The sequence below is a fragment of the Streptomyces sp. NPDC002817 genome (assembly GCF_053592055.1).
In genome coordinates this window covers 163,566-185,421 of the sequence record NZ_JBSFUY010000002.1, presented here as the reverse complement: position 1 = coordinate 185,421, position 21,856 = coordinate 163,566, and the positions used below count along the sequence as shown (strand labels likewise).

Here is a 21,856-nt window from a genome sequence, read left to right as displayed (position 1 = left end):
CACGTGGACACCACCACCGATTCGACCAGCCTCGCCTCTCGCGAGTTCTGGCTGCAGCGCCGGGACGGGCTACGCGAGGGAGCGCTCGCCACGGCGGAAGCCCTGGGCGGCTCGCACGACCCCCTCCCCGGCGGTCCAGGAACCGCCCGGGCGGCCCTCACACCCGCCACCCGCGCCCACCTGACCCGGATCACCGGCGGCGAACCCCTGCTGTACTGGACCGCCGCCGCGGCTGCCGCCGCCCTCGTGCTGCGCCGGTTCGGCGCCGACGGCGCGGTCACCCTGCTGGCCGGTGCTCCCCTGGGCCACGGCCATCCCGTACACCTTCAGCCGAAGCCCGGTGCGACCTTCCGCGAGTGGCTGGGCAGCGTCCGGTCCGCGGTCGCCGAGACCCTCCCCCACGGCGCCGTCGACGAGGTCACCCTCAAGGACCTGCGGGAAGGGGACCTGGCGCTCAGCATCGGAGTTCGCCCAGGGACCTCTGCCCAGCAGGACGGCGACGAGGCCGTGTCCCTCGGCATCGACGCCGAGGAGATCACGGTGACCTCCTCGCTGCTGCCCACCGCACGGCTCCGGGCGCTGGCGTCCGGTGTGGCCACGGTGCTGGAGCAGGGCCTGGCCGACCCGGATCGCCGCCTCGCGGACATCAGCGGTCTCGACGACGCCACCCGCCACCGGGTACTGGTCGCCTTCAACGAGACGGCGGAACTGAAGAGCGGCACACCGTACCGCGAACTGCTGCTCGCCCAGGCCGAGTCACGTCCGGACGAGATCGCCGTCCACGACGGCGACGAGTCGTTCACCTACCGCCGGCTGTGCTCGGACGCCACGGCCGTCGCGCTACGGCTGAGGAGCGCGGGAGTCACCCGCGAGAGCCAGGTGGCACTGGTCGCACCGCGCAGCGCCTGGTTCCTCGTCATGGCCGTCGGGGTCCTGTTCGCCGGCGGCGCGTATGTACCGGTGGACCCCGAGATGCCCGCCGAACGCCGCGACCGGCTGCTGAGCGGCGCCCGCGTCGTAGTGGCGGGGGACGAGGTGGAGGTGGCGCAGAATCCGGACGCGACCCGGCTGAGCCCCGAGAACCTGCGCGAGGAGGCCGAGTCGGCCGCCGGGACGTACGCCCCCGAGACGATCCGCAAGCTGCTCGGTCCCCCGGCCGCGCCCGCCGATCTCGCCTACGTCATCTTCACCTCGGGCTCGACGGGCACGCCCAAGGGCGCCGGTGTGGAGCACCACTCGTTCCTCAACCTGCTCGCCACCCGGGTACCGGACTACGGCCTGCGCCCCGGCGTGGAGGTCCCGCAGACCGCGCCTCTCACCTTCGACCTGTCCATCTGGCAGATGTTCGCGGGCCTCACCGCGGGCTCGACGATCTGTGTGGTCCCCGATGACGTGGTGCGCGACCCCGCGGCGCTCGCCTCGATGGCGGTCGGCCACCGCTTCGGCTGCCTCGCTCTGGTCCCCACCTTCATCGCCGTCCTCCTCAGTCACTTCGAGGACGAGCCCGGCTCCGCGGCGGCCGTTCGCGCGACCCTGCCGCGCATGATCGCCACGGGTGAGCCGCTCAGCGGCGAACTGGCCCGGCGCTGGCACACCGTCATGTCCGGGGTGGAATTGCTCAACGCCTACGGCCCCGCGGAGGTGGCCGACGACAGTACGGGTGGGCCGGTCACCGCCCACGAGGGGATGTACACCTCCATCGGAAAGGTGCTGCCCAACGTCCGCGTCCATGTTCTGGACACTGATCTTCAGCCCTTGCCACCGGGTGTCGTCGGGCAGGTCCACATCGGCGGCGAGAGCGTGGGCCGCGGCTACATCGGGCAGCCCGCACTGACCGCCGCGGCGTTTGTGCCCGACCCGTTCGCCCCCGAGCCCGGCCGGCGCATGTACCGGACCGGTGACCTCGGCCGGTGGCGGGCGGACGGCAGTGTCGAACTGCTCGGCCGGGCCGACAACCAGATCAAGCTTCGGGGCCGCCGGGTGGAACTCGGCGAGATCGAGCACGCCGTCGAGAGCCATCCCGAGGTGGCGCGCGGTGTCGTCGAACTGCTCAAGGACGACGGCTTGGAAAGGCTCGTCGCCTTCGTCACCACGCAGCCCGGCGGCGCTCCGACTGTCGCCGCGGTCAAGGAATCCGTCGCCGGCCGGCTGCCCGCCTACATGGTCCCCAACGAGGTGCTGCTGCTCGGCGAACTGCCGCGCAACCGAAACGGCAAGGTGGACCGCAAGGCGCTGCGCGCACTCGCCGCCGAACGCAGCGTGGACACCATCGCGTACACCGCGCCGCGCACCCCTCTCGAAGCCGTGCTGTGCGAGCTGTGGGCGAGCTGTCTGCGGCTCGAACGCGTCGGCGTCACGGACGACTTCTTCTCGCTCGGCGGCGATTCCATCACCGGTATCCGAATCACCCAGGCGGCCGGCCGCCGCGGCGTCGAGTTGCGTCCCCGGCACCTGCTGGAGCACCGCACCGTCGAGGCGCTGGCGAGGGTCGCCCGATGGCGCACGGCCGAGGCCGGCCGGCCCGCCGCCGTATCCCCTTCATCGGAGGCCGACCGCGGGTCCGCCCCGCTCACCCCGGCCCAACTGGCCTTCTTCGCACGCGAGGTGCCGCGCCCGGACTACTGGAACCACGGTGTGCTCTACGCCGTGCGCGGTTCGGTGACCACCGAGCAGGCCGCGCGAGCCGTGCGTCTGCTGGCCGAGCGGCACCCCATGCTGCGAGCCCGGATCAACGTGGCGGGCGCCGATTCGACCCAGATGATCGGCGAAGAGGCCCCGCCCGTCACCGAGTTCGACCTGCGGGAGGTGGCGGCGAGCGAGGTGGAGGGCCGGATCCACGACTCGGCGACCGCACTCCACGCGGCCCTCGATCTGCGTACCGGACCGGTCTGCCGCGCCGGGCTGTTCCGGCTCGCGGACGGGCTGGAGGACCGGCTGGTCATGATCGTCCACCACACGGTGGTGGACCTCTACTCCTGGAACGTGATCACCGAGGAGCTCTCGGCGATCCTGCGCGACGGCGACGCCGGGTCGCTGGATCCGGTTGGCACCTCCTACACCGAATGGGCCCGCCGCCTCGGTGAACTCGTACGCGAACGGCCGGAGCGACTGAACGCGGACTACTGGCTGACCCGCGACTGGGACGCGTGTGTGCCGGTGGCGGACACCGAGCCGCAGGGCGTCGAGGGAAACACCCAGGAGATCACGTTCGTCTTCGACCGGGATTGGACCCGTCGGTTCATCGACGCGTCGACCGGCGCCGGACTGACCGTGTACGAAGGCCTGTTGGCCGCCCTCGGCACCGGGTTCAAGAACTGGCTCGGTGTCGACGGAGGCACCCTGCAGGTCCAGCTCGGCGGACACGGCCGGGAGGATCTGTTCGACGACGTCGATCTCAGCCGCACGGTCGGCTTCTTCAACACCGCCTATCCCTTCGCCCTGCCGATGCTCGCCGACCCCGCCGACGCCGGACAGGCGCAAGCCGTGGCCGGCTTGGTCAGGGACATACCGGGCCGTGGCCTCGATCACGACCTGCTGCGCCACCTCCACCCCGACCCCGGGACGCGCGCCCGGCTCGCCGCCGTCCCGGTCCCCCAGGTGCTCTTCAACTACTGGGGCGAGCCCGCCTATCTGCACGCGGACGGGGCGGCGGGCGCCGGTACGGGCGGCACCCCGGGCCCGCTCGGCGATGTCCGGATCGACATCTCGGGCGACGACCGGCCCGCGGACATGCCCCGCCCGTTCCCGATCGAGATCTACCCCAGCATCGTCGACGGCCGGCTGACGATCCTGTGGCGCTTCAGCGGTGAGGTCTTCACCGCGCCCCGGATGCACGCGCTGGTGGACGCCTATGCCACGGCGCTGCGCACCACGGTTCCCGTATCCGAATCGTCCGACTCGAAATCGTCCGACTCGAAGGAGATGGCCCGATGACCCACGCCGTCGTGGTGAACGCCGAAGCCCAGTACTCGGTCTGGCCCGAGGCCAAGGCCCTGCCGAACGGCTGGGAGGCCACCGGATTCGCCGGGTCGAGGGATGAGTGCCTGGCCCACATCGCGCGGGTGTGGACCGACATCCGCCCAAAGTCCGTGGTCGACGGCGCCTCGTGAAGCGCACCGAACCCACTCCCACGCTGTGGCGCTACGGCTCTTTTGAGGAGACCCGCGTCTACGTCCTGGCCCCCTTCGCCGGCGGCAGCGCGTACGCCATGGGCAACTGGCCCCGGCTACTGCTGCGCGAGGACGAGGCCGCTCTGGTGCTCCAGTACCCCGGGCGCGGACCGCGCGCCGCGGAGCCGCAGGCGACGAGCATCACCGCCCTCGCCGACGAGGCCGCGGATGCGGTCCTGGAACACTCCACCGGCCCCGTGGTCCTGGTCGGCCACAGCCTCGGCGGGGTCCTCGGTCACACCCTGGCCCTGCGTCTGGCGGACGCCGGACGCCCGGTCGAACTGCTGGTCGCCTCCGCGGCACGGCCACCGTCCGCGGCACGCCTGGACGCCGACCAGGTCCTCGCCATGACGGACGAAGAGTGGATCAAGGAGATCACCCGGTACGGCGACTACGACCCCCAGCTGATCGAGGACCCCGACTTGCTGGATCTGATCGTGCCGGTCCTGCGGGCCGACTACCTGATGCTCGCCCGGCACGTCCCCGAGAACCGTCCGGTCCGCTGCCCGGTGCTGGCCGTCGGCGGCGTCGACGACATCTGGGTGACCGGCAATCACCTGGACGCCTGGGGCGAGTGGACCACGGCTGCTCTCACCACCCGCACCCTGCCCGGCGGCCACTTCTACTACCGGGACGACCTGCCGACCCTGACCGGGTTGATCCACGGCGCCCTGGACGGCAACCACGCACGAGAGGTGTCCCGGTGAAACCACTGATCGTGGTGTACGACTTCGGTGCCGCCCAACCCGGCGACATCGCGGTGGGCCTGGGCGACTGGGCGACCTGGGTCTTCGCCGCCGAGCGCAACGACCACACACGGCACATGGCGCCGCTGCTGGAGCAGTTCGCCCCCCTCGTGTGGATCGACTCGCTCGACCAGGCGGTGCAGGAGTTACAGGGCCACGACCCGGGCGGCATCGTGACCTTCAGCGAGAAGGCCCTGCGGCTCACCGGTGAACTGGCGGACCGGCTGGGACTGACCCAGCACAGCCCGGCCACCACCGCGATGCTGACGGACAAGTGGAAGCAGCGCAGCGCGCTGCGCGCGGCCGGGGTCGACTCCGTACGTTTCCATCGCGTGGACTCCGTCGCCGACTGGGCGGACGCCGTCGCCCACGTACGGCTGCCCGCGGTGCTCAAACCCGCCTTCGGAGGCGCCAGCCGCAACACCTTCCTCATCGACGACGAGGCGGCGGGGCTGCGCACCGTCGAGCGCCTGCTCTCAACCGGCACCCCCGGGTACGACCCGGACGGGGCCCTGGTGCTGGAGGAGTACCTGGTGGGGCGGGACTGCGCGCCGTTCGGGGACTACGTCTCGATCGAACAGCTCGTGCAGGACGGCGAAATCGCCGATATCGCCGTCACCGGCAAGTTCCCCATGGTGCCGCCCTTTCGCGAGACCGGAAGGTTCTGGCCCTCGCCGCTGGATCCCGAGGAGACCGAGCAGGTCTTCACCCTGGCCCGGCGTGCCGTGGCGGCGCTGGGCATCACCACCGGTCTGACGCACACCGAGGCCAAACTCACCCCCGACGGGCCCCGGTTCATCGAGGTCAACGGGCGGCTGGGCGGCGGTATCAACGAGCTCGCCGGCCGGGCCATCGGCAGGAACCTGATCGAGTTGGCCGGCCGGATCGCCCTCGGCGAACGCGTCACCGTGCCCGCGCTCCCGGCCGACCGGGTCGTCTACCAGATCACGCACCCCGCGCCCCGCGACGCGTGCGAACTGGTCGAGGTGACGGGCAGCGACGAGATCCGCGCGCTGCCCGAGGTGACCTTGCACCGCCCGTACGCCAGACGGGGCGCCCAACTGGCGGGCGGCGTGCAGACCCAGGACCTCGATGTCGTCATCGGTGAGACCACCGGCCTGAAGGAACTCGCCGCGGTTTTCGAGGAAGTGGAGTCGCGGCTGCGGTTCACCTTTGCCTTCCCCGGCCGGCCCGGCCTCCGGACGGTCACCGCGGCCGAACTCGGCCGACTGTGACGCCGGCCCGGATGCCACGACACCACGAAAGGTCAGCAGACACATGAGCGAGACCATCACCGAGGGGCCGGCCCAGCAGGAGCGGCCGACCGACGAGAACACACTGGCCCGCATCTGGGAAGAGGTCCTCGGCGTCCCCCATGTCGGCCCCGACGACGACTTCTTCTCCCTGGGCGGGGACTCGCTCCTCGCGGTACAGGTCATCGGCGCGGCCAAGGAACAGGGCCTGCGCCTGAGCCTCCTGGACCTGTTCAAGAACCCCACCCCGCGGGGCACCTGTGCCTCCTCCGCCGGGCCGGCCGATCCCGAGGAGGAGGACTGCGGCGACGACCTGCTCTCTCCGGCGGACCGGGCCCTGATCCCCGCGGGCGCCGAGGCGGTCCATCCCGCGACCCGTCTCCAACTCGGCCTGATCTACGAGAACTTGCTCAGCGGCGGCAACCTCTACATCGACGCCGTGTCCCGTACGGTCACCCTCCCCCTCGACACGTCCGTACTGCGGCAGGCACTCGACCGCATCGCCCGCCGCCACCCGGTACTGCGCTCCCGCTTCGACCTCACGACCTTCAGTGAGGCCATGCAGGTGGTCGAGCGGGACGTCGCCGTACCGCTGGAGACAGTGGACCGGTCCGGTCTGGACGAGGCCACCGAAGCCGAGCAGTACGAGAAGACCATGCGGGATCTACTGGCGCCCTTCGACCCCGAGCGAACCCCCCTCTGGCGCGTGCACGCCGCGGTCACCGGCGACTCGCGTTTCCAGCTCTCCTACGCCTTCCACCACGCCGCGCTCGACGGCTGGAGCGAGTCGGTCCTCAGCAGCGAGCTGATCCGCATGTACGCGGCCCTGCTGCGCGGCGAGACACTCGGACTCGCCGAGCCCGCACCTGCGGAGGAGTACGTACGCCTGGAACGCGCGGCCCTGCGCGACGAGGAATCACAGCGCTACTTCGAGAGCCTGGGCACCGACACGGGGGCGGTACTGCCGGAGCGGGGCGACGGCTCGGGCGACCCGTTGAAGAAGATCAGCGCCCAGATACCGGCAGCGGACATCGAGCGGATCCACCGGCTCAGCGCCGACTGGGGCATTCCGGTCAAGAGCCTGCTGCTGGCGGCGAATTGTACGGCGCAGGCGGCCCTGGCCGAGAGCTCCTCGGTCACGATCGGGCTGACCGTGAGCGGCCGGACGGAGCGGGTGGGCAGCGAGCTGACGCTCGGGCTGTTCCTGAACACCCTGCCCTTCCGCCTGGACGTGACCGGAGTGTCCTGGCACACCGCGGCCCGGCGCGCCTTCGAGACGGAGAGCGCGCTGCTGGCCCACCGCCGGTTCCCCGACGCCGAAGTGCGCTCCCTGCTCGGCGGTACGCCCTTCACCACCGTCTTCAACTACGTGCACTTCCACGCCCGCGACCGGCTCCTGGACACCGGGCTGATCACCGCCGACGAGGACCTGCGCGACACCTCCAGCTTCCCTGTCCGCGTCGAGGTGATCAACGACCCGCGGGGCGTCGGCCACCTCCTGGAGATCACGGTCGACGAGGCCAAGTACGGCGTGGGGACGGCCGAAAAGCTGCTGCGGTATGTGCTGTCCGCGCTGCATCTGATGGCCGAAGGCCCCGAAGAACCGGCCCTCACCGGCCTCCAGAACGCGTAGAAAGCCGATGACCATCATGCCTTCCAGCCCTCTGGCCTCCTACGCGCAGCTCGGTGTGCGTCAATTGCACGACCAGGACCCCGAGTTGTACGCCCTGCTGGATCGTGAGCACCGGCGCCAGTCCGAGACGCTCGCCATGATCGCAGCCTCCAGTGTCGCGCCCCCTTCCGTGGCCGCCTGCGAGGGCACGGTTCTCGGCAATGTCACGACCGAGGGATATCCCGGCGCCCGGTTCCACGCGGGCTGCGAGGTGGTGGACGAGGTGGAGCGGCTGACGGTGCGACGGGCCAAGGCCGCCTTCGGTGCCCAGTACGCCAACGTCCAGCCTCACTCGGGCAGTACGGCCAACCAGGCCGTCCTCTTCAGCCTCCTCGGTCCCGGCGATGTGCTGCTCGGGATGGAACTGAGCGCGGGCGGCCACCTCACCCACGGTTCCCGCGCCTCGGTCTCCGGGCGCTACTTCACCTCGGTGGGGTACGGCACCGACGCGTCGGGGCTGATCGATTTCGCTGAGGTCGAGCGTCTCGCCAAGGAGCACCGGCCGAAGCTGATCGTCTGCGGGGCGAGCGCGTATCCCCGCACGATCGACTTCGCCCGCTTCCGTGCGGTGGCGGACGAGGTGGGAGCTGTCCTGCTCGCCGACATCTCCCATATCTCCGGCCTGGTGGCAGCCGGACTGCACCCGAGCCCCATCGACATCGCCCATGTGACCACGACCAGCACGTACAAGCAGCTCTACGGACCTCGCGGCGGCCTCATCCTGATGGGCAAGGACGCCGACATGCCGGTACCCGGCTCTCGCAAGACCTTCGCCGAAACCTTCCAGAGCGCGGTCTTCCCTTTTCTCCAGGGCACCCCGCAGCTCCAGGCGATCGCAGCCAAGGGCCGGGCTCTGGCGCTGGCGGCTGAGCCCGGGTTCAGGGAGCTGGCCGGGCGCGTCCTCAACGGAGCCGCCACCCTGGCCGCGGCGCTGTCTGCCGCGGGCTACCACGTCCTCACCGGCGGCACGGACAACCACATGGTGCTCATCGATGTCAGCCGCAGGGGCTTGACCGGCATCATCGCCGAGCAGGCGCTCGAGTCCTGCGGAATCATCGTGAACAAGAACAAGATCCCCGACGACCCGCACGGACCCGGAGTCACCAGCGGTCTACGGCTGGGCACCAACATCCTGGCCGCCCGGAGCATGGAGGGCGACGCCATCCGCCGGTGCGCAGCCCTCGTCGACCGCGTCTTGTCGTCCGTACAGGCAACCGGCACCTGCGAGTGGCACCTGGACGACGCCATTCGGGCCCGCGTCAGGGCAGAGGTCGCCGAACTGTGCGCACTCCACCCCCTCTCGCACCTGGGGCTCGCTCAGCCCCTCGAGGTGACCCGCCGTTGATCCCTTTGGCCGGCACAGGTTTGGACACGTTCGATTCGGAATCAAGTGAAATGGTGAAGGAAGATGTACGGAGAAGCACCATTTGCTGTCCTGGACGTTTCTGGCGACGGTTCGGCGGACCCGAAGCAGCCCCTGGGCACGGCCGCTGAGTCGCGGGTGCGCATATCGATGTCTGATCTGCACGAGTCCGTCGATGACCCGGCGCTGACCTCGATGACGTTGCTGAACGAGATCGCGGGCCGCTTCCCCGACGCGGTTTCGTTCGCAGCAGGTCGCCCCTATGAGGGTTTCTATGATCTCGATGACCTGCCGCGGTATCTGTCGGCATTCGAGAAGCACCTCGCAGGGAAGCGCACGCTGACACCGGCACAGGTGCGCCGGACCTTCTTCCAGTACGGCCGGACGAAGGGCCTCATTCACGACCTGATCGCCAGCCACCTGCAGCTGGACGAAGGCCTGACCGTGGATCCCGAGTCCGTTGTCGTGACCACAGGCTGTCAGGAGGCCATGGTCCTGGTCCTGCGCGCGCTCCACCGCGATACCCGCGACGTGGTCCTCGCCGCGATGCCGTCGTATGTCGGATTCATCGGCGCGGCCCGGGTTGTCGGCATGCCGGTGCGTGCGGTCAACGAGGGCGCGAGCGGCATTGACCTGGCGGACCTGCAGCGGCAAATTCACGCCGCCCGAGCCGAGGGACTGCGGCCGCGAGCCTGCTATGTCGTCCCTGACTTCGCGAATCCCAGCGGCGTGAGCATGACAGTTGCCGACAGGGCTGCGCTCCTGGAGCTGGCTGCGCGCGAGGACTTGCTGGTGTTGGAGGACAACCCTTACTCCTTATTCCAGCTCGGTGGTACTAAACCACCCACATTGAAATCCATGGATACAGACAGCAGGGTCATCTATCTGGGCTCGTTCGCAAAGACCGTGTTCGCAGGGGCCCGTGTCGGGTATGTGATCGCAGATCAGCTGGTCGTCGATGACGACCGGCGCGAGAGCCTGCTCGCCGATCAGCTGGCGAAATTGAAGAGCATGGTCACGCTCAACACTTCGACTGTGGCTCAGGCCGTCATCGGCGGATACCTTGTCGAGAACCAATGCAGCCTTGAGCGTGCCACCGTGCGCGAGGTCGATGTCTACCGGCGCAACCTCCGAACCGTCTTGGAGGGCCTGGAGAGTCGCTTCGGGTCGGCACAGCCTCATCATGGCGCGGTCTCCTGGAACGCCCCGCAGGGCGGGATGTTCGTCGTCCTGTCGCTGCCGTTCCGTGCGGACGACGAAGTACTCGAATATTCAGCCTCGAAGTTCGGCGTCCTGTGGACCCCAATGCACCACTTTTACGCGGGATCCGGGGGCTTACAGCAGATCCGCTTGTCTTTCAGCGTGCTCTCACCCGAGGAGATCTCGCTGGGCCTGGACCGCCTGAACAGATTGATCGACGACCTAGCTCTGCGGGCAGATCCATCCACGGGCAGCCGGTCGCGGTACTTGAAGGCAATCACGTCGATCACCTGACGGTGATCTCGCCATAGCCTGGCCGTCCGTCGGACGCGGTGCCGGAGGGCGGCTTCAGCAAGGGCTGATCGGGGCGTCCTTCGAGAGGCCGAAGTGGGTGCGGGCCGCTGCCTCCAAGCCCGCGGACGACATCGGGTCCTGGGCCCCGCGCTCGGCGAACAGACCGAAGTGGCTCTCCGTCCACTGCGCGTACCCCGCCCCGTCCGGCGGCTCCTGCCGGGACACGACCCGGTAGCCGGCACCCGCACGCCGCTCCAGCAGCACCACCTGCGGATACGATCCGCCGCTGCACTCCACCAGGGCCCGGTCCCGCACCCCGTACTCCATGCACAGGGTGTTGACGCCGGCCCGGACCCGTCCGTCCCGCTCGGCGAGCTCCAGCGCCTCCGCCTGGCAGAACCAGCGCGCCCCGAGCCCCGGCTCGGCCTCCCCGTACCCGCTCCCCCGCGAGTCCGCCGCGAGCCGCGCCTCGATCACCGGCCGCACCTCGCCCCACAGCCGGCCGTCCACCTCGGCCGGCCGCCCCATCGCCCAGACACCCGTGCCCACCAGCACCAGCACGGCCCCCACCCCGGTCGCCCAGCCGCGCACCGACAACCCCGTCATGCCCCCACCCTCCGCACATCGCGCCCGGTGCGCTGCTCGCCCGGTCAGACGGTCGACGGCGGCGCAGGGTTGCCCCGGACGGGCCCGCCGCATCGGCGCGCGGTACGGCACACTGGAGGTTTGGCCCGTGCGGAAGGGAAGTGCGTAGGTGAACGGACCGCTGATCGTCCAGTCCGACAAAACTCTGCTCCTGGAGGTCGACCACGAGCAGGCCGACGAGTGCCGTCGGGCCATCGCGCCGTTCGCCGAGCTGGAGCGGGCGCCGGAGCACATCCACACCTACCGGGTGACGCCGCTGGGGCTGTGGAACGCCCGGGCCGCCGGGCATGACGCCGAGCAGGTCGTCGACGCCCTCGTGCAGTACAGCCGGTATCCGGTGCCGCACGCGCTGCTCGTGGACATCGCCGAGACCATGGACCGGTACGGGCGGCTGACGCTCAGCAAGCACCCCGCGCACGGGCTGGTGCTCACGACCACCGACCGGCCGGTGCTGGAGGAGATCCTGCGGTCGAAGCGGATCGCTCCGCTCGTCGGTGCCCGGCTCGACCCCGACACCGTCGTCGTGCACGCCTCCGAGCGCGGGCAGATCAAGCAGACCCTGCTGAAGCTGGGCTGGCCGGCCGAGGACCTCGCGGGGTATGTCGACGGCGAGGCGCACCCGATCGAGCTGGCCGAGGACGGATGGGCGCTGCGGCCCTATCAGAAGCAGGCCGTGGAGAACTTCTGGCACGGCGGCAGCGGGGTCGTCGTCCTGCCCTGTGGCGCGGGCAAGACCCTCGTCGGTGCCGGGGCCATGGCGCAGGCGAAGTCCACCACCCTCATCCTCGTCACCAACACCGTCTCGGCCCGGCAGTGGAAGCACGAGCTGGTGAAGCGGACTTCGCTGACCGAGGAGGAGATCGGCGAGTACAGCGGGACGCGCAAGGAGATCCGGCCCGTCACCATCGCCACGTACCAGGTGCTCACCACCAGGCGGAAGGGTGTCTATCCGCACCTGGAGCTCTTCGACTCCCGGGACTGGGGGCTGATCCTCTACGACGAGGTGCATCTGCTGCCGGCTCCCGTCTTCAAGTTCACGGCGGATCTGCAGGCGCGGCGGCGGCTCGGGCTGACCGCGACCCTGGTGCGGGAGGACGGGCGGGAGTCGGATGTCTTCTCGCTCATCGGGCCCAAGCGCTTCGACGCGCCCTGGAAGGAGATCGAGGCGCAGGGGTACATCGCGCCCGCCGACTGTGTCGAGGTCCGGGTCAATCTCACCGACTCCGAGCGGCTCGCGTACGCCACCGCCGAGCAGGAGGAGAAGTACCGCTTCTGTGCGACGACCGCGACCAAGCGGAAGGTCACGGAGGCGCTGGTCAAGCGCTTCGCCGGGCAGCAGACCCTGGTGATCGGCCAGTACATCGACCAGCTCGACGAGCTCGGCGAGCATCTGAACGCGCCCGTCATCAAGGGCGAGACCTCCAACGCCCAGCGCGAGAAGCTCTTCGACGCCTTCCGGCAGGGTGAGATCAGCGTGCTGGTGGTGTCGAAGGTCGCGAACTTCTCGATCGACCTGCCGGAGGCGACGGTCGCCATCCAGGTGTCGGGCACTTTCGGGTCCCGGCAGGAGGAGGCACAGCGGCTGGGCCGGGTGCTGCGGCCGAAGGCGGACGGCCACCAGGCGCACTTCTACTCCGTCGTCGCCCGGGACACGATCGACCAGGACTTCGCGGCGCATCGGCAGCGGTTCCTGGCGGAGCAGGGGTACGCCTACCGGATCGTGGACGCGGACGAGCTGCTGGCGGGGGACAAGGACACCGAGGTCTGACGGACGTCGGGCGTCCTACCTGCGGCGGACGCCCGCCTCCTCGGCGTACTCGCCGAGTATGACCACGTCGAAGGCGGCGCCCGCGAAGACGCGGATCGCGCGCAGGGCGTTGCCGAGGCGGTGGGTGGCGTGGCCGCCGGAAAGGGAGGTCGCTCCGGACGGGCGACCGGGGGCTGGGGTGAAGGTCGCTGCACTCATGTCTCCATGGTGGCTCCCGAGGCATAAGGAGGGCATCGGCCCCAAGGCCCGACTTCCTGTGCTACTTGGGTACACCCCGGGGGTGGAGTCTCCCCCAGCAGACCGAGGGCCGATCCCCTAGGGGGCGCGGAAAACGGTTGGCCCTCGCACCGGCCGTCCCTCTAGAATCCCCGCTCTTGCCCGCCTCCCACCCGGAGTGCCGCCGACCGGACGGAAACCGGTCGGCATGCCGCAGCACCTCAGCCCGCAGCACCTTCGGAGGCACCCCCTTGTCCACGCCCGTCGACGGCCCCCTCGGCCGTGAACGCTCCCACCTCGCCGAGTCCCGGGCCGCCCTGCGCGCCATGCGTGAGGACGCCGAGTCCCTCGACATCAGCGACGTGACCGCGAACTGGGTCAACGCCCAGATCCTGGAGCGCCAGATCGGGGAGCGCATCAAGGCGCTGGCCGACCTCAGCGACACCCCCCTGTTCTTCGGCCGCCTCGACTATCTGCACGCCCCCGGTGTCGACCTGGCCGAGGGCGCGGAGGGCGAGCGCTTCTACATCGGGCGCCGCCATGTGCACGACCAGGGCGGCGACCCCATGGTCATCGACTGGCGTGCGCCGGTCTCGCAGCCGTTCTACCGGGCGTCCAAGAAGGACCCGATGGACGTCGCGCTGCGCCGCCGCTTCGGGTACACCCGCGGCGACATCACCGCGTACGAGGACGAGCACCTCTCCGATCCGGCCGAGGCGGCCACCACCAGCAAGCTCCTCCAGCAGGAGATCGAGCGGCCCCGCGTCGGCCCGATGCGCGACATCGTCGCCACCATCCAGCCCGAGCAGGACGAGATCGTGCGGTCCGGGCTCGGTGGGACCGTGTGCGTGCAGGGGGGTCCGGGGACCGGGAAGACCGCCGTCGGACTGCACCGGGTCGCCTATCTCCTCTACGCCCACCGCGAGCGGCTCGCCCGTACCGGCACCCTCGTCATCGGGCCGAACCGGTCCTTCCTGCACTACATCGAGCAGGTCCTGCCGGCGCTCGGCGAGTTGGCGGTCAAGCAGGCCACCGTCGACGACCTGGTCGCCGGAAAGGTCGAGGTGCGGGGCGCCGACGAGGCGGCCGCGGCGGTCATCAAGGGCGACGCCCGGATGGCGGAGGTGCTCCGGCGCGCCGTCTACTCGCACGTCACGCTGCCCACCGAGCCGGTCGTCGTCGTGCGCGGGTCGCGGCGGTGGCGGGTCCCGGCGTACGAACTCGAGGACATCGTCCGTGAGTTGCTGGACCGCGACATCCGTTACGGCGCCGCCCGCGACGCCCTCCCGCAGCGCATCGCGCACGCGGTGCTGGTGCAGATGGAGCGCTCGGGGGAGGCCCCGGACGACCGGGTGCAGGACGCGGTGGCCCGCAACAGCGCGGTGAAGGCGGCCGTGAAGGAGATCTGGCCGCCCGTCGACCCGGCCAGGCTGGTGCTGAGGCTGCTGACGGACGCGGACTTCCTCGCCGTACACGCGGACGGTGTCCTCGACGAGGACGAGCAGAAGACGATCCTCGCGGCGAAGGCCGCCCGGTCCGTGAAGTCCGCCAAGTGGTCCGCCGCCGACGCGGTGTTGATCGACGAGGCGACGGACGTCGTCGAGCGCACGCACTCGCTCGGCCATGTGGTGCTGGACGAGGCGCAGGACCTCTCCCCCATGCAGTACCGGGCGGTCGGCCGCCGCTGCACCACCGGCTCCGCGACCGTCCTCGGCGACCTCGCGCAGGGCACCACGCCCTGGGCGACCCGGAGTTGGGACGAGGCGCTCGCGCACCTGGGGAAGTCGGACGGGGTCATCGAGGAGCTGACGGCCGGTTTCCGGGTGCCGACGGACGTCATCACGTACGCCTCCCGGCTGCTCCCGCACATCGCGCCGGGGCTCACCCCGGTGGCGTCGGTGCGTGAGAATCCGGGGTTCTTCGAGGTTCGGCCGGTCAGCGACACGGGTGAAGTGGTCGCCGCGTGCGAGGAGTTGCTGGCCAACGAGGGCTCGACCGGCCTGATCGCGGCGGATGCCCGGATCCCGGTGCTGGCGGAGGCGCTGACGGCGGCGGGCATCGGCTATCTCGATCCCGGTGAGGAGACAACCGAGGAGACCCGCCTGACCCTGGTCCCGGCCTCCCTCGCCAAGGGTCTGGAGTACGACTACGTCGTTCTGGACGAGCCGCGGGCGGTGGTCGACGGTGAGCCCGACGAGCGCACGGGTCTGCGACGCCTGTACGTCGGGCTCACGCGAGCGGTGTCGGGGCTGATCGTGACGCACGCGGCGCCACTGCCGCAGGAACTCGCCGGGTGATCACGGGGTACGGGGTGCCGCTTGCGGTGGGTCGCCGGGTGCGGGCGGGTGGGGGCTGGTCGCGCAGTTCCCCGCGCCCCTAGGTGGGTGTCGGCGGCACCCGTTCAACAGTTCGCGGCATCCCGGGGCAAGTGCCGTCGACGCTCCTTCAACAGTTCCCCGCGCCCCTAGGTGGGTGTCGGCGGCGCCCGTTCAACAGTTCGCGGCGCCCCTGAGTGGGTGCCGTCGGCGCCCGCTCAACAGATCCCCGCGCCCCTCGGTCAGTGCCGTCGGCGCTCGTTCAGAGCCCGACCTCGCCGAGCTCGCCGTCCACCGCCCGGCGCCACTTCGCCACCGCCTCCGCCGACACCGGTCGGGCCCACCCCTCCGGTCTCGCCGCCCCACCGATGTGAAACGCGTCGATCCCGGCGCCCAGAAGCCCCGGCACGTGCTCCAGGGTCAGGCCGCCGCCGACCAGCAGTTGCTGCTCGTATCCGGGCTCCCCGCGTCGCCCCGCCTCGGCGAGCAGCGTGGGGAGTCCGGCGTCCACGCCGGACGCGGATCCGGCCGTGAGGTAGGTGTCCAGGCCGGGCAGGTCCGCCAGCTGTTTGCGCAGGGCGTCCCGGTCGGTGGCGTGGTCGATGGCGCGGTGGAAGGTCCAGCGGCACCCGTCCAGCTCGGCGACCACCCGCTCCACGGCCCCCAGGTCCACACCGCCGTCGGCGTCGAGGAAGCCGAGGACGAACTCCCGCGCCCCGGCCTCCCGCATCTCGCGCGCGACCCGGACCACCCGGGAGACGTCCCCCGCGTCGAAGCCGTCCGCCGACCGCAGCATCACCCGCAGCGCGATGTCGACGGCCCCGCGGATCCCGGCGAACGTCTCGACCGGCGGGGTCAGCCCGTCGGCCGCCATGTCGGTGACCAGCTCAAGGCGGTCCGCGCCTCCGGCCTGGGCGGCGACGGCGTCCTCGACGTCGAGGGCGATCACCTCCAGGACTGCACGCTTGCTCATGGGACCCCATTCGTCGGCGGTGGAAGGGCGGGAAAACGGCGGCTACAGGTCTAGTCCAATCTCCAGACTACGCCCGCGGCCGCCGCGCCCGCGACAAGATCAGCCCCGCCCGCGGCTGAACATCAGCCGAAGATGTTCAGCTCCTCCGCCTCCGCCCCGGCCAGCTCGAACGTCCTCCCGGCCACCGGTCGCCCCGCGTAGAGCCGTACGAGCGTGGCGGCGTCCCCGATGAACCGCGCCGGCGTCCGCTCCCCCGACACCGCTCCCAGCGTGAGCGGCTCGTCCAGGTCGTCGAGGTCGGCGTGCAGCGGCAGCCGCCCCTGTTCCCGGGTGATCCTGGCGAGCAGCGTCAGCGCGTGCGGCAACCCGGGGCCTCCGTAGGCGCCCGGTTCCCCGAGGACGTCCCGCACGTCCCCGCCGTGCACCCACTCACCCACCGCGACCATGTCCAGCACCCCGCCCGCCTTGGCGATCGCCGGGCCCGCCTCGGTCATGCCGCGTTCCAGCTCGTCGACGACCCGCGCGTTGGTCCAGTCGGCGCGCTCGGCGATGTCCCGGTCGTTGCACTCGGGCGAGAACACGCCCTTCTCGAACCGGCGCTCCACCACCCGCACCAGCGCGGACGAACAGTGCGCGAGCACGTCCCGTACGGTCCAGCCCGGACACCCGGCGGTCGGCAGGGCGAAGTCCGCGTCGGGCCGGGACCGCAGCAGCGGGATCAGCGCGTCGCGCTCGGTGGCCAGGAGGAGTCCGGGCAGCTCGGGGTCGCGTACGTCAGCAGAAGTCATGGACGTACACGCTAGGGGCCGACGCCCCGGCCGCGCGGGGGGCGGGCGGGGGAGAATGGACCCATGGCCGATCTCGACGCCCTGCGCACCCGTTTCGTCCACGCTCTGGAAGCAGCCAGGGGCGCCGGATCCACCGGACCCGACGCCACCGCGTACGCCGAGGACCTCCTCGCCCGCTGGCAGGAGCCGCAGCGGCGCTACCACACGCTCGCGCACCTCGCCGCGGTCCTCGACCACGTCGACGTACTGGAGAAGTACGCCGACGACCCGGACGTGGTCCGCCTCGCGGCCTGGTTCCACGACGCGGTGTATCTGCCGGAGCGCTCCGAGAACGAGGAGCGGTCGGCCCGGATCGCCGAGCGCGCCCTGTCCGAGGCCGGGTTGCCGGAGGCGAGGACCGCCGAGGTCGCCCGGCTCGTCCGGCTCACCGTCACCCACGACCCGGCGGACGGCGACCGCGACGGCCAGGTGCTGTGCGACGCGGACCTGGCGATCCTGGCGGCACCGCCGAAGACGTACGCCGCCTACACGGCCGCGGTACGCGAGGAGTACGGCTTCGTGCCGAGCGACGCCTTCCGCGAGGGCCGGGCCGCGGTGCTGCGGCAACTCCTGGACCTGCCACGGCTGTTCAGGACGCCGTACGGGCAGGCGGAGTGGGAGGCCACGGCCCGCTACAACCTCGCCGCCGAGCTGGAAATGCTGTCGCCCTGACCGGACCGACCGTTTTAGCCTGCCCGCATGACAGACATGGGTGGGGAACGCGTGACCGAGGCCGTCGAGAGCGCCGTGGCGCTGCTGCGGACGGCGGTGGACCGGGACTGGGAGGGGGTCCGGGCCGGCCGGTTGGAGTGGAGCTGTCGCAGGACGGCGACGCACATCGCGGAGGATCTCATCGCGTACGCGGGGCAGTTGGCCGGCCGGGCGCAGGACGCCTACGTGCCCTTCGACATCGTCCTCGAAGAGGGCACCGACAACGCCGGCGTCATCCAGGTCATCGAGACCACCGGCGTGCTCCTCGCCACCACTGTCCGCACCACCCCGCGCGAGGTCCGCGCCTTCCACCCCTATCCCTTCCGCGGCGCTGGGCGCGAGGGCTTCGCCGCGATGGGTGTCGCCGAGGTGCTGCTGCACGCGCACGACATCGCGGAGGGTCTGGGACTGGCGTACGAGCCGCCCGCGCATCTCCCCGAGTACGTCCTGACGCGGATCTTCCCGCACGTCCAGCCCGGCCCCGACCACTGGCGCACCCTGCTGTGGGCCACCGGCCGCGGGGCCCTGTCCGGCCGTGCCCCGGTCACCGAGTGGCGCTGGAACAACAACCTCGTCCTCGACACGGACCGGCTCACCCTGGAGGGCGTCTCACCGGCGGCCGCCGCCGACCTGACCGCGGGCGGTTCCGGTGGGTTCGACTGGGTCGTGGGCGGGCCGTTCCAGGGGACGCGGGAGGCGTCCGGGATGGTGCTGAAGGCGTACGAAGCGGGCGTGCACCGGCCGGAGTTCGGCCTGTTCGTCCTCGTGCGCCGGGAGGACGACCTCGCGATCGGCGGCATGGGCTTCCATGGCGCGCCCGACGAGGAGGGCCGGGTGGAGATCGGCTACGACCTCGTGGAGGGGGCCCGTGGCAGGGGCTATGCGACGGAGGCGCTGCGCGAGCTGGCGCGGTGGTCGCTGGCTCGGGACGACGTGAGCACGCTCTTCGCGACGGTCGAGCGGGCCAACATCCCCTCCCAGGGCGTGGTCTCCCGCGCGGGGTTCACCAAGGCGAGCGAGGACGCGGAGGTCCTCGCCTACGAACTGGGCCGCTGAGCCCCGGTCACGAAGGGGACTGCTGTTCGCGCCCCTTGGGCCTGCGCAGACCCGACGCCGTCAGCAGCCGAACGACCTCGCGGCTGCTGACCTGCACGGCCCCGGCGGCCACGACGTCCGCGTACCGGTGCGAGGGGATGTCGTAGTGGTCCCGCTCGAAGGCCCGCCGCGGCACGCCCAAGCCGTCGGCGAACGCGTGCAGTTCGTCGAACGACACATCGCTCACGAGGTGGGACCACATGCGGCCGTGGCCTGGCCAGTCGGGCGGGTCGACATAGACGGTCACAAGGACGCCGCCCCGCCCGTCGCGGGGCCCAGCGACCCCACCGCGGCGACCTTCACCCCCGCCTTGTGGCACACCCAGTGCGGATCGGGACCCAGCTCAGGCTCGACGTCGAGGGCATGCGGATCGCCCGCCTCGCACACCGGGCACAGCGGCCACCGTCCGTACCGCTCCAACAGCGCGTCCTGGACGTCCTGCGCGACCAGCCCGGCCACGAATTCCACCCCGTCCGGCCACTGCTCCACCCACCAGCGCCGCTGTACGACGGAGTCCTCGACCAGCGACACGACGTCCGCCTCGGCGACCTCGCCCGCGACCAGGTCGGCGAGCACGAGGGCGCGCGCCGCGTGCAACGCCTGCTCCAGGGGGCTGATGGGGTGGCCGGAGGGATCCATGCACCCATTGTGCGCACTCTTGACCCCGACACCGAGCCGAAAATATCTTTCATGGGTGACCCAGGAAGTGAAGGAAATTTTCGGCAGCGGCTCCGGAGGCGCACCGCCGGCCCCCGCCGCCCTCGCCGCCAAGGTGCGCACCCTCGCCCCTTCCATGACCCGCTCCATGCAGCGCGTCGCCGAGGCCGTCGCCGGCGACCCCGCGGGCTGCGCGGCCCTCACGGTCACCGGCCTCGCCGAACTCACCGGCACCAGCGAGGCGACGGTCGTCCGCACCTCCCGCATCCTCGGCTACCCCGGCTACCGCGACCTCCGCCTCGCCCTCGCCGGCCTGGCCGCCCAGCAGCAGTCGGGCCGCGCGCCCGCGATCACGACGGACATCGCGGTGGACGATCCCCTCGCGGACGTCGTCGCCAAACTCGCCTACGACGAGCAGCAGACCCTCGCGGACACGGCGGCCGGCCTCGACACGGTCCAGCTGGCCGCGGCGGTGACGGCGGCCGCGACCGCCCGCCGCATCGACGTGTACGGCGTCGGAGCGTCCGGTCTCGTCGCCCAGGACCTCACCCAGAAACTGCTGCGCATAGGCCTCATAGCCCACGCCCACAGCGACCCCCACCTCGCCGTGACCAACGCGGTGCAGTTGCGGGCGGGCGACGTGGCGATCGCGATCACGCACTCGGGCGCCACGGGCGATGTCATCGAGCCACTGCGGGCCGCCTTCGAGCACGGGGCGACGACGGTGGCGATCACGGGCCGGCCGGGCAGCTCGGTCACGCAGTACGCCGACCACGTACTGACGACGTCGACGGCGCGCGAGAGTGAACTGCGGCCCGCGGCCATGTCGTCGCGGACCAGCCAGCTGCTGGTGGTGGACTGTCTGTTCGTGGGGGTGGCGCAGAGGACGTACGAGACCGCGGCTCCCGCGCTCGCCGCGTCGTACGAGGCTTTGGCACATCGACACCGCGGTAAGCCATAAGCCGTAGGCACGCCATCGGATCACCTGAAAGAGCCGCCCCCCATGACTTCCACCTCCCACCCCCGTGCTGTCCGCGCCGAGTTGGAGACCCTGACCACCGAGGCCTTCCGCCCCGAGCTGGCCGAGATCGACCGGCTCCCCACCCTCGACATCGCCCGGCTGATGAACGCGGAGGACGCCACCGTGGCCGCCGCCGTCGCCGCGGGACTGCCCGTCATCGCCGCCGCCATCGAGGACATCGCCGCCCGGATGAGCCGCGGCGGCCGCCTCGTCTACGCCGGTGCCGGTACCGCGGGGCGCCTCGGCGTGCTGGACGCCTCCGAGTGCCCGCCCACCTTCAACACCGACCCCGCGCAGGTCGTCGGCCTGATCGCGGGCGGCCCCGCGGCCATGGTCACCTCGGTCGAGGGCGCCGAGGACTCCAGGGAGCTGGCGCAGGCGGACCTCGACGCACTGGAGCTGCGGGCCTCCGACACGGTGGTCGGCGTCTCGGCCTCCGGCCGCACCCCGTACGCGATCGGCGCCGTCGAACACGCCCGCGCCCGGGGCGCGTTGACGGTCGGCCTGTCCTGCAACGCGCACAGCGCGCTGGCGGCCGCCGCCGACCACGGCATCGAGATCGTCGTGGGACCGGAGCTGCTCACCGGCTCCACCCGTCTCAAGGCCGGCACCGCACAGAAGCTGGTCCTCAACATGCTCTCGACGATCACGATGATCCGGCTGGGCAAGACGTACGGGAACCTCATGGTCGACGTGCGCGCCTCCAACGAGAAGCTGCGCGCCCGCTCGCACCGGATCGTCGCCCTGGCCACGGGTGCGGCGGACGAGGAGATCGAGCGTGCCCTTGCGGCCACCGACGGCGAGGTGAAGAACGCCGTCCTGGCACTCCTCGCCGGCGTGGACGGCCCCACGGCCACCCGCCTTCTGGAGGAGTCCGGCGGCCATCTGCGTGCCGCGCTGGCGGCGGCGGGCGGCTGACCAGCACGCTCGG

Annotated in this window: 19 protein-coding genes; 13 read left to right on the top strand and 6 right to left on the bottom strand. The window is 71.1% G+C overall.

Annotated features, from left to right (window positions below; translation table 11 throughout):
- Nucleotides 1-3: 3 nt before the first annotated feature.
- The 7 genes from ACWD3I_RS03890 to ACWD3I_RS03860 all read left to right on the top strand — a co-directional run bounded on the left by ACWD3I_RS03890 (nt 4) and on the right by ACWD3I_RS03860 (nt 10,697).
- Nucleotides 4-3,933, top strand: coding sequence for an amino acid adenylation domain-containing protein (locus tag ACWD3I_RS03890; RefSeq protein ID WP_365397031.1), 3,930 nt, complete (start codon nt 4-6; stop codon nt 3,931-3,933).
- Nucleotides 3,930-4,109 (top strand): MbtH family protein, encoded by a 180-nt coding sequence (locus tag ACWD3I_RS03885; RefSeq protein ID WP_171144099.1) that lies wholly within the window; start codon nt 3,930-3,932, stop codon nt 4,107-4,109. The genes ACWD3I_RS03890 and ACWD3I_RS03885 overlap by 4 nt, the downstream gene beginning before the upstream one ends.
- Nucleotides 4,106-4,876: a thioesterase II family protein gene (locus tag ACWD3I_RS03880; protein ID WP_307029161.1), complete on the top strand. Its 771-nt coding sequence runs from the start codon at nt 4,106-4,108 to the stop codon at nt 4,874-4,876. Before ACWD3I_RS03885 ends, ACWD3I_RS03880 begins: the two co-directional genes overlap by 4 nt.
- Nucleotides 4,873-6,150, top strand: coding sequence for an ATP-grasp domain-containing protein (locus tag ACWD3I_RS03875; RefSeq protein WP_307029159.1), 1,278 nt, complete (start codon nt 4,873-4,875; stop codon nt 6,148-6,150). Before ACWD3I_RS03880 ends, ACWD3I_RS03875 begins: the two co-directional genes overlap by 4 nt.
- 43 nt (nt 6,151-6,193) lie before the next feature.
- The gene (locus ACWD3I_RS03870; RefSeq protein WP_365397036.1) at nt 6,194-7,801 is read left to right on the top strand and encodes a condensation domain-containing protein; all 1,608 of its coding nucleotides are present in this window, start codon (nt 6,194-6,196) and stop codon (nt 7,799-7,801) included.
- A 16-nt stretch (nt 7,802-7,817) separates the two neighbouring features.
- Nucleotides 7,818-9,185 (top strand): serine hydroxymethyltransferase, encoded by a 1,368-nt coding sequence (locus ACWD3I_RS03865; RefSeq protein ID WP_307029155.1) that lies wholly within the window; start codon nt 7,818-7,820, stop codon nt 9,183-9,185.
- Between the two features lie 63 nt (nt 9,186-9,248).
- Complete coding sequence (locus ACWD3I_RS03860) at nt 9,249-10,697, top strand: aminotransferase-like domain-containing protein (RefSeq protein WP_365397039.1); 1,449 nt, start codon at nt 9,249-9,251, stop codon at nt 10,695-10,697.
- 54 nt (nt 10,698-10,751) lie between these two features.
- Here ACWD3I_RS03860 and ACWD3I_RS03855 read toward each other — a convergent pair whose 3' ends face one another.
- Nucleotides 10,752-11,303, bottom strand: coding sequence for a hypothetical protein (locus ACWD3I_RS03855; RefSeq protein WP_365397042.1), 552 nt, complete (start codon nt 11,301-11,303; stop codon nt 10,752-10,754).
- Between the two features lie 148 nt (nt 11,304-11,451).
- On the opposite strand from ACWD3I_RS03855, the gene ACWD3I_RS03850 reads away from it, so the two are divergent.
- Complete coding sequence (locus tag ACWD3I_RS03850) at nt 11,452-13,110, top strand: DNA repair helicase XPB (protein ID WP_365397045.1); 1,659 nt, start codon at nt 11,452-11,454, stop codon at nt 13,108-13,110.
- A 15-nt stretch (nt 13,111-13,125) separates the two neighbouring features.
- Here the strand turns inward: ACWD3I_RS03850 and ACWD3I_RS03845 are convergent, their stop codons facing one another.
- Nucleotides 13,126-13,308, bottom strand: a complete 183-nt coding sequence (locus tag ACWD3I_RS03845; protein ID WP_365397048.1) for a hypothetical protein — start codon at nt 13,306-13,308, stop codon at nt 13,126-13,128.
- A gap of 269 nt (nt 13,309-13,577) precedes the next feature.
- On the opposite strand from ACWD3I_RS03845, the gene ACWD3I_RS03840 reads away from it, so the two are divergent.
- A complete protein-coding gene (locus ACWD3I_RS03840; RefSeq protein ID WP_365397051.1) occupies nt 13,578-15,623 on the top strand; it encodes a HelD family protein in 2,046 nt (681 codons plus the stop codon).
- 280 nt (nt 15,624-15,903) lie between these two features.
- On the opposite strand, the gene ACWD3I_RS03835 is transcribed toward ACWD3I_RS03840, so the two are convergent.
- Together ACWD3I_RS03835 and ACWD3I_RS03830 are read right to left on the bottom strand one after the other, a co-directional pair.
- Nucleotides 15,904-16,614, bottom strand: coding sequence for a copper homeostasis protein CutC (locus ACWD3I_RS03835; RefSeq protein WP_365397054.1), 711 nt, complete (start codon nt 16,612-16,614; stop codon nt 15,904-15,906).
- 122 nt (nt 16,615-16,736) lie between these two features.
- Nucleotides 16,737-17,402, bottom strand: a complete 666-nt coding sequence (locus tag ACWD3I_RS03830) for a maleylpyruvate isomerase family mycothiol-dependent enzyme (RefSeq protein ID WP_365397057.1) — start codon at nt 17,400-17,402, stop codon at nt 16,737-16,739.
- Between the two features lie 63 nt (nt 17,403-17,465).
- Here ACWD3I_RS03830 and ACWD3I_RS03825 point away from each other — a divergent pair, with 63 nt between their 5' ends.
- Both ACWD3I_RS03825 and ACWD3I_RS03820 read left to right on the top strand, forming a co-directional pair.
- Nucleotides 17,466-18,113 (top strand): HD domain-containing protein, encoded by a 648-nt coding sequence (locus tag ACWD3I_RS03825; protein ID WP_365397060.1) that lies wholly within the window; start codon nt 17,466-17,468, stop codon nt 18,111-18,113.
- Nucleotides 18,114-18,140: 27 nt separating this feature from the next.
- Nucleotides 18,141-19,208, top strand: coding sequence for a GNAT family N-acetyltransferase (locus ACWD3I_RS03820; protein ID WP_365397063.1), 1,068 nt, complete (start codon nt 18,141-18,143; stop codon nt 19,206-19,208).
- Nucleotides 19,209-19,215: 7 nt separating this feature from the next.
- Here the strand turns inward: ACWD3I_RS03820 and ACWD3I_RS03815 are convergent, their stop codons facing one another.
- The gene (locus tag ACWD3I_RS03815; RefSeq protein ID WP_365397066.1) at nt 19,216-19,494 is read right to left on the bottom strand and encodes a DUF4031 domain-containing protein; all 279 of its coding nucleotides are present in this window, start codon (nt 19,492-19,494) and stop codon (nt 19,216-19,218) included.
- Nucleotides 19,491-19,886 (bottom strand): hypothetical protein, encoded by a 396-nt coding sequence (locus ACWD3I_RS03810; RefSeq protein ID WP_365397069.1) that lies wholly within the window; start codon nt 19,884-19,886, stop codon nt 19,491-19,493. The genes ACWD3I_RS03815 and ACWD3I_RS03810 overlap by 4 nt, the downstream gene beginning before the upstream one ends.
- A 55-nt stretch (nt 19,887-19,941) precedes the next feature.
- Here ACWD3I_RS03810 and ACWD3I_RS03805 point away from each other — a divergent pair, with 55 nt between their 5' ends.
- Nucleotides 19,942-20,865 (top strand): MurR/RpiR family transcriptional regulator, encoded by a 924-nt coding sequence (locus ACWD3I_RS03805; protein ID WP_365397072.1) that lies wholly within the window; start codon nt 19,942-19,944, stop codon nt 20,863-20,865.
- Between the two features lie 42 nt (nt 20,866-20,907).
- Nucleotides 20,908-21,843: an N-acetylmuramic acid 6-phosphate etherase gene (gene murQ / locus ACWD3I_RS03800; RefSeq protein WP_365397075.1), complete on the top strand. Its 936-nt coding sequence runs from the start codon at nt 20,908-20,910 to the stop codon at nt 21,841-21,843.
- Nucleotides 21,844-21,856: the final 13 nt, after the last annotated feature.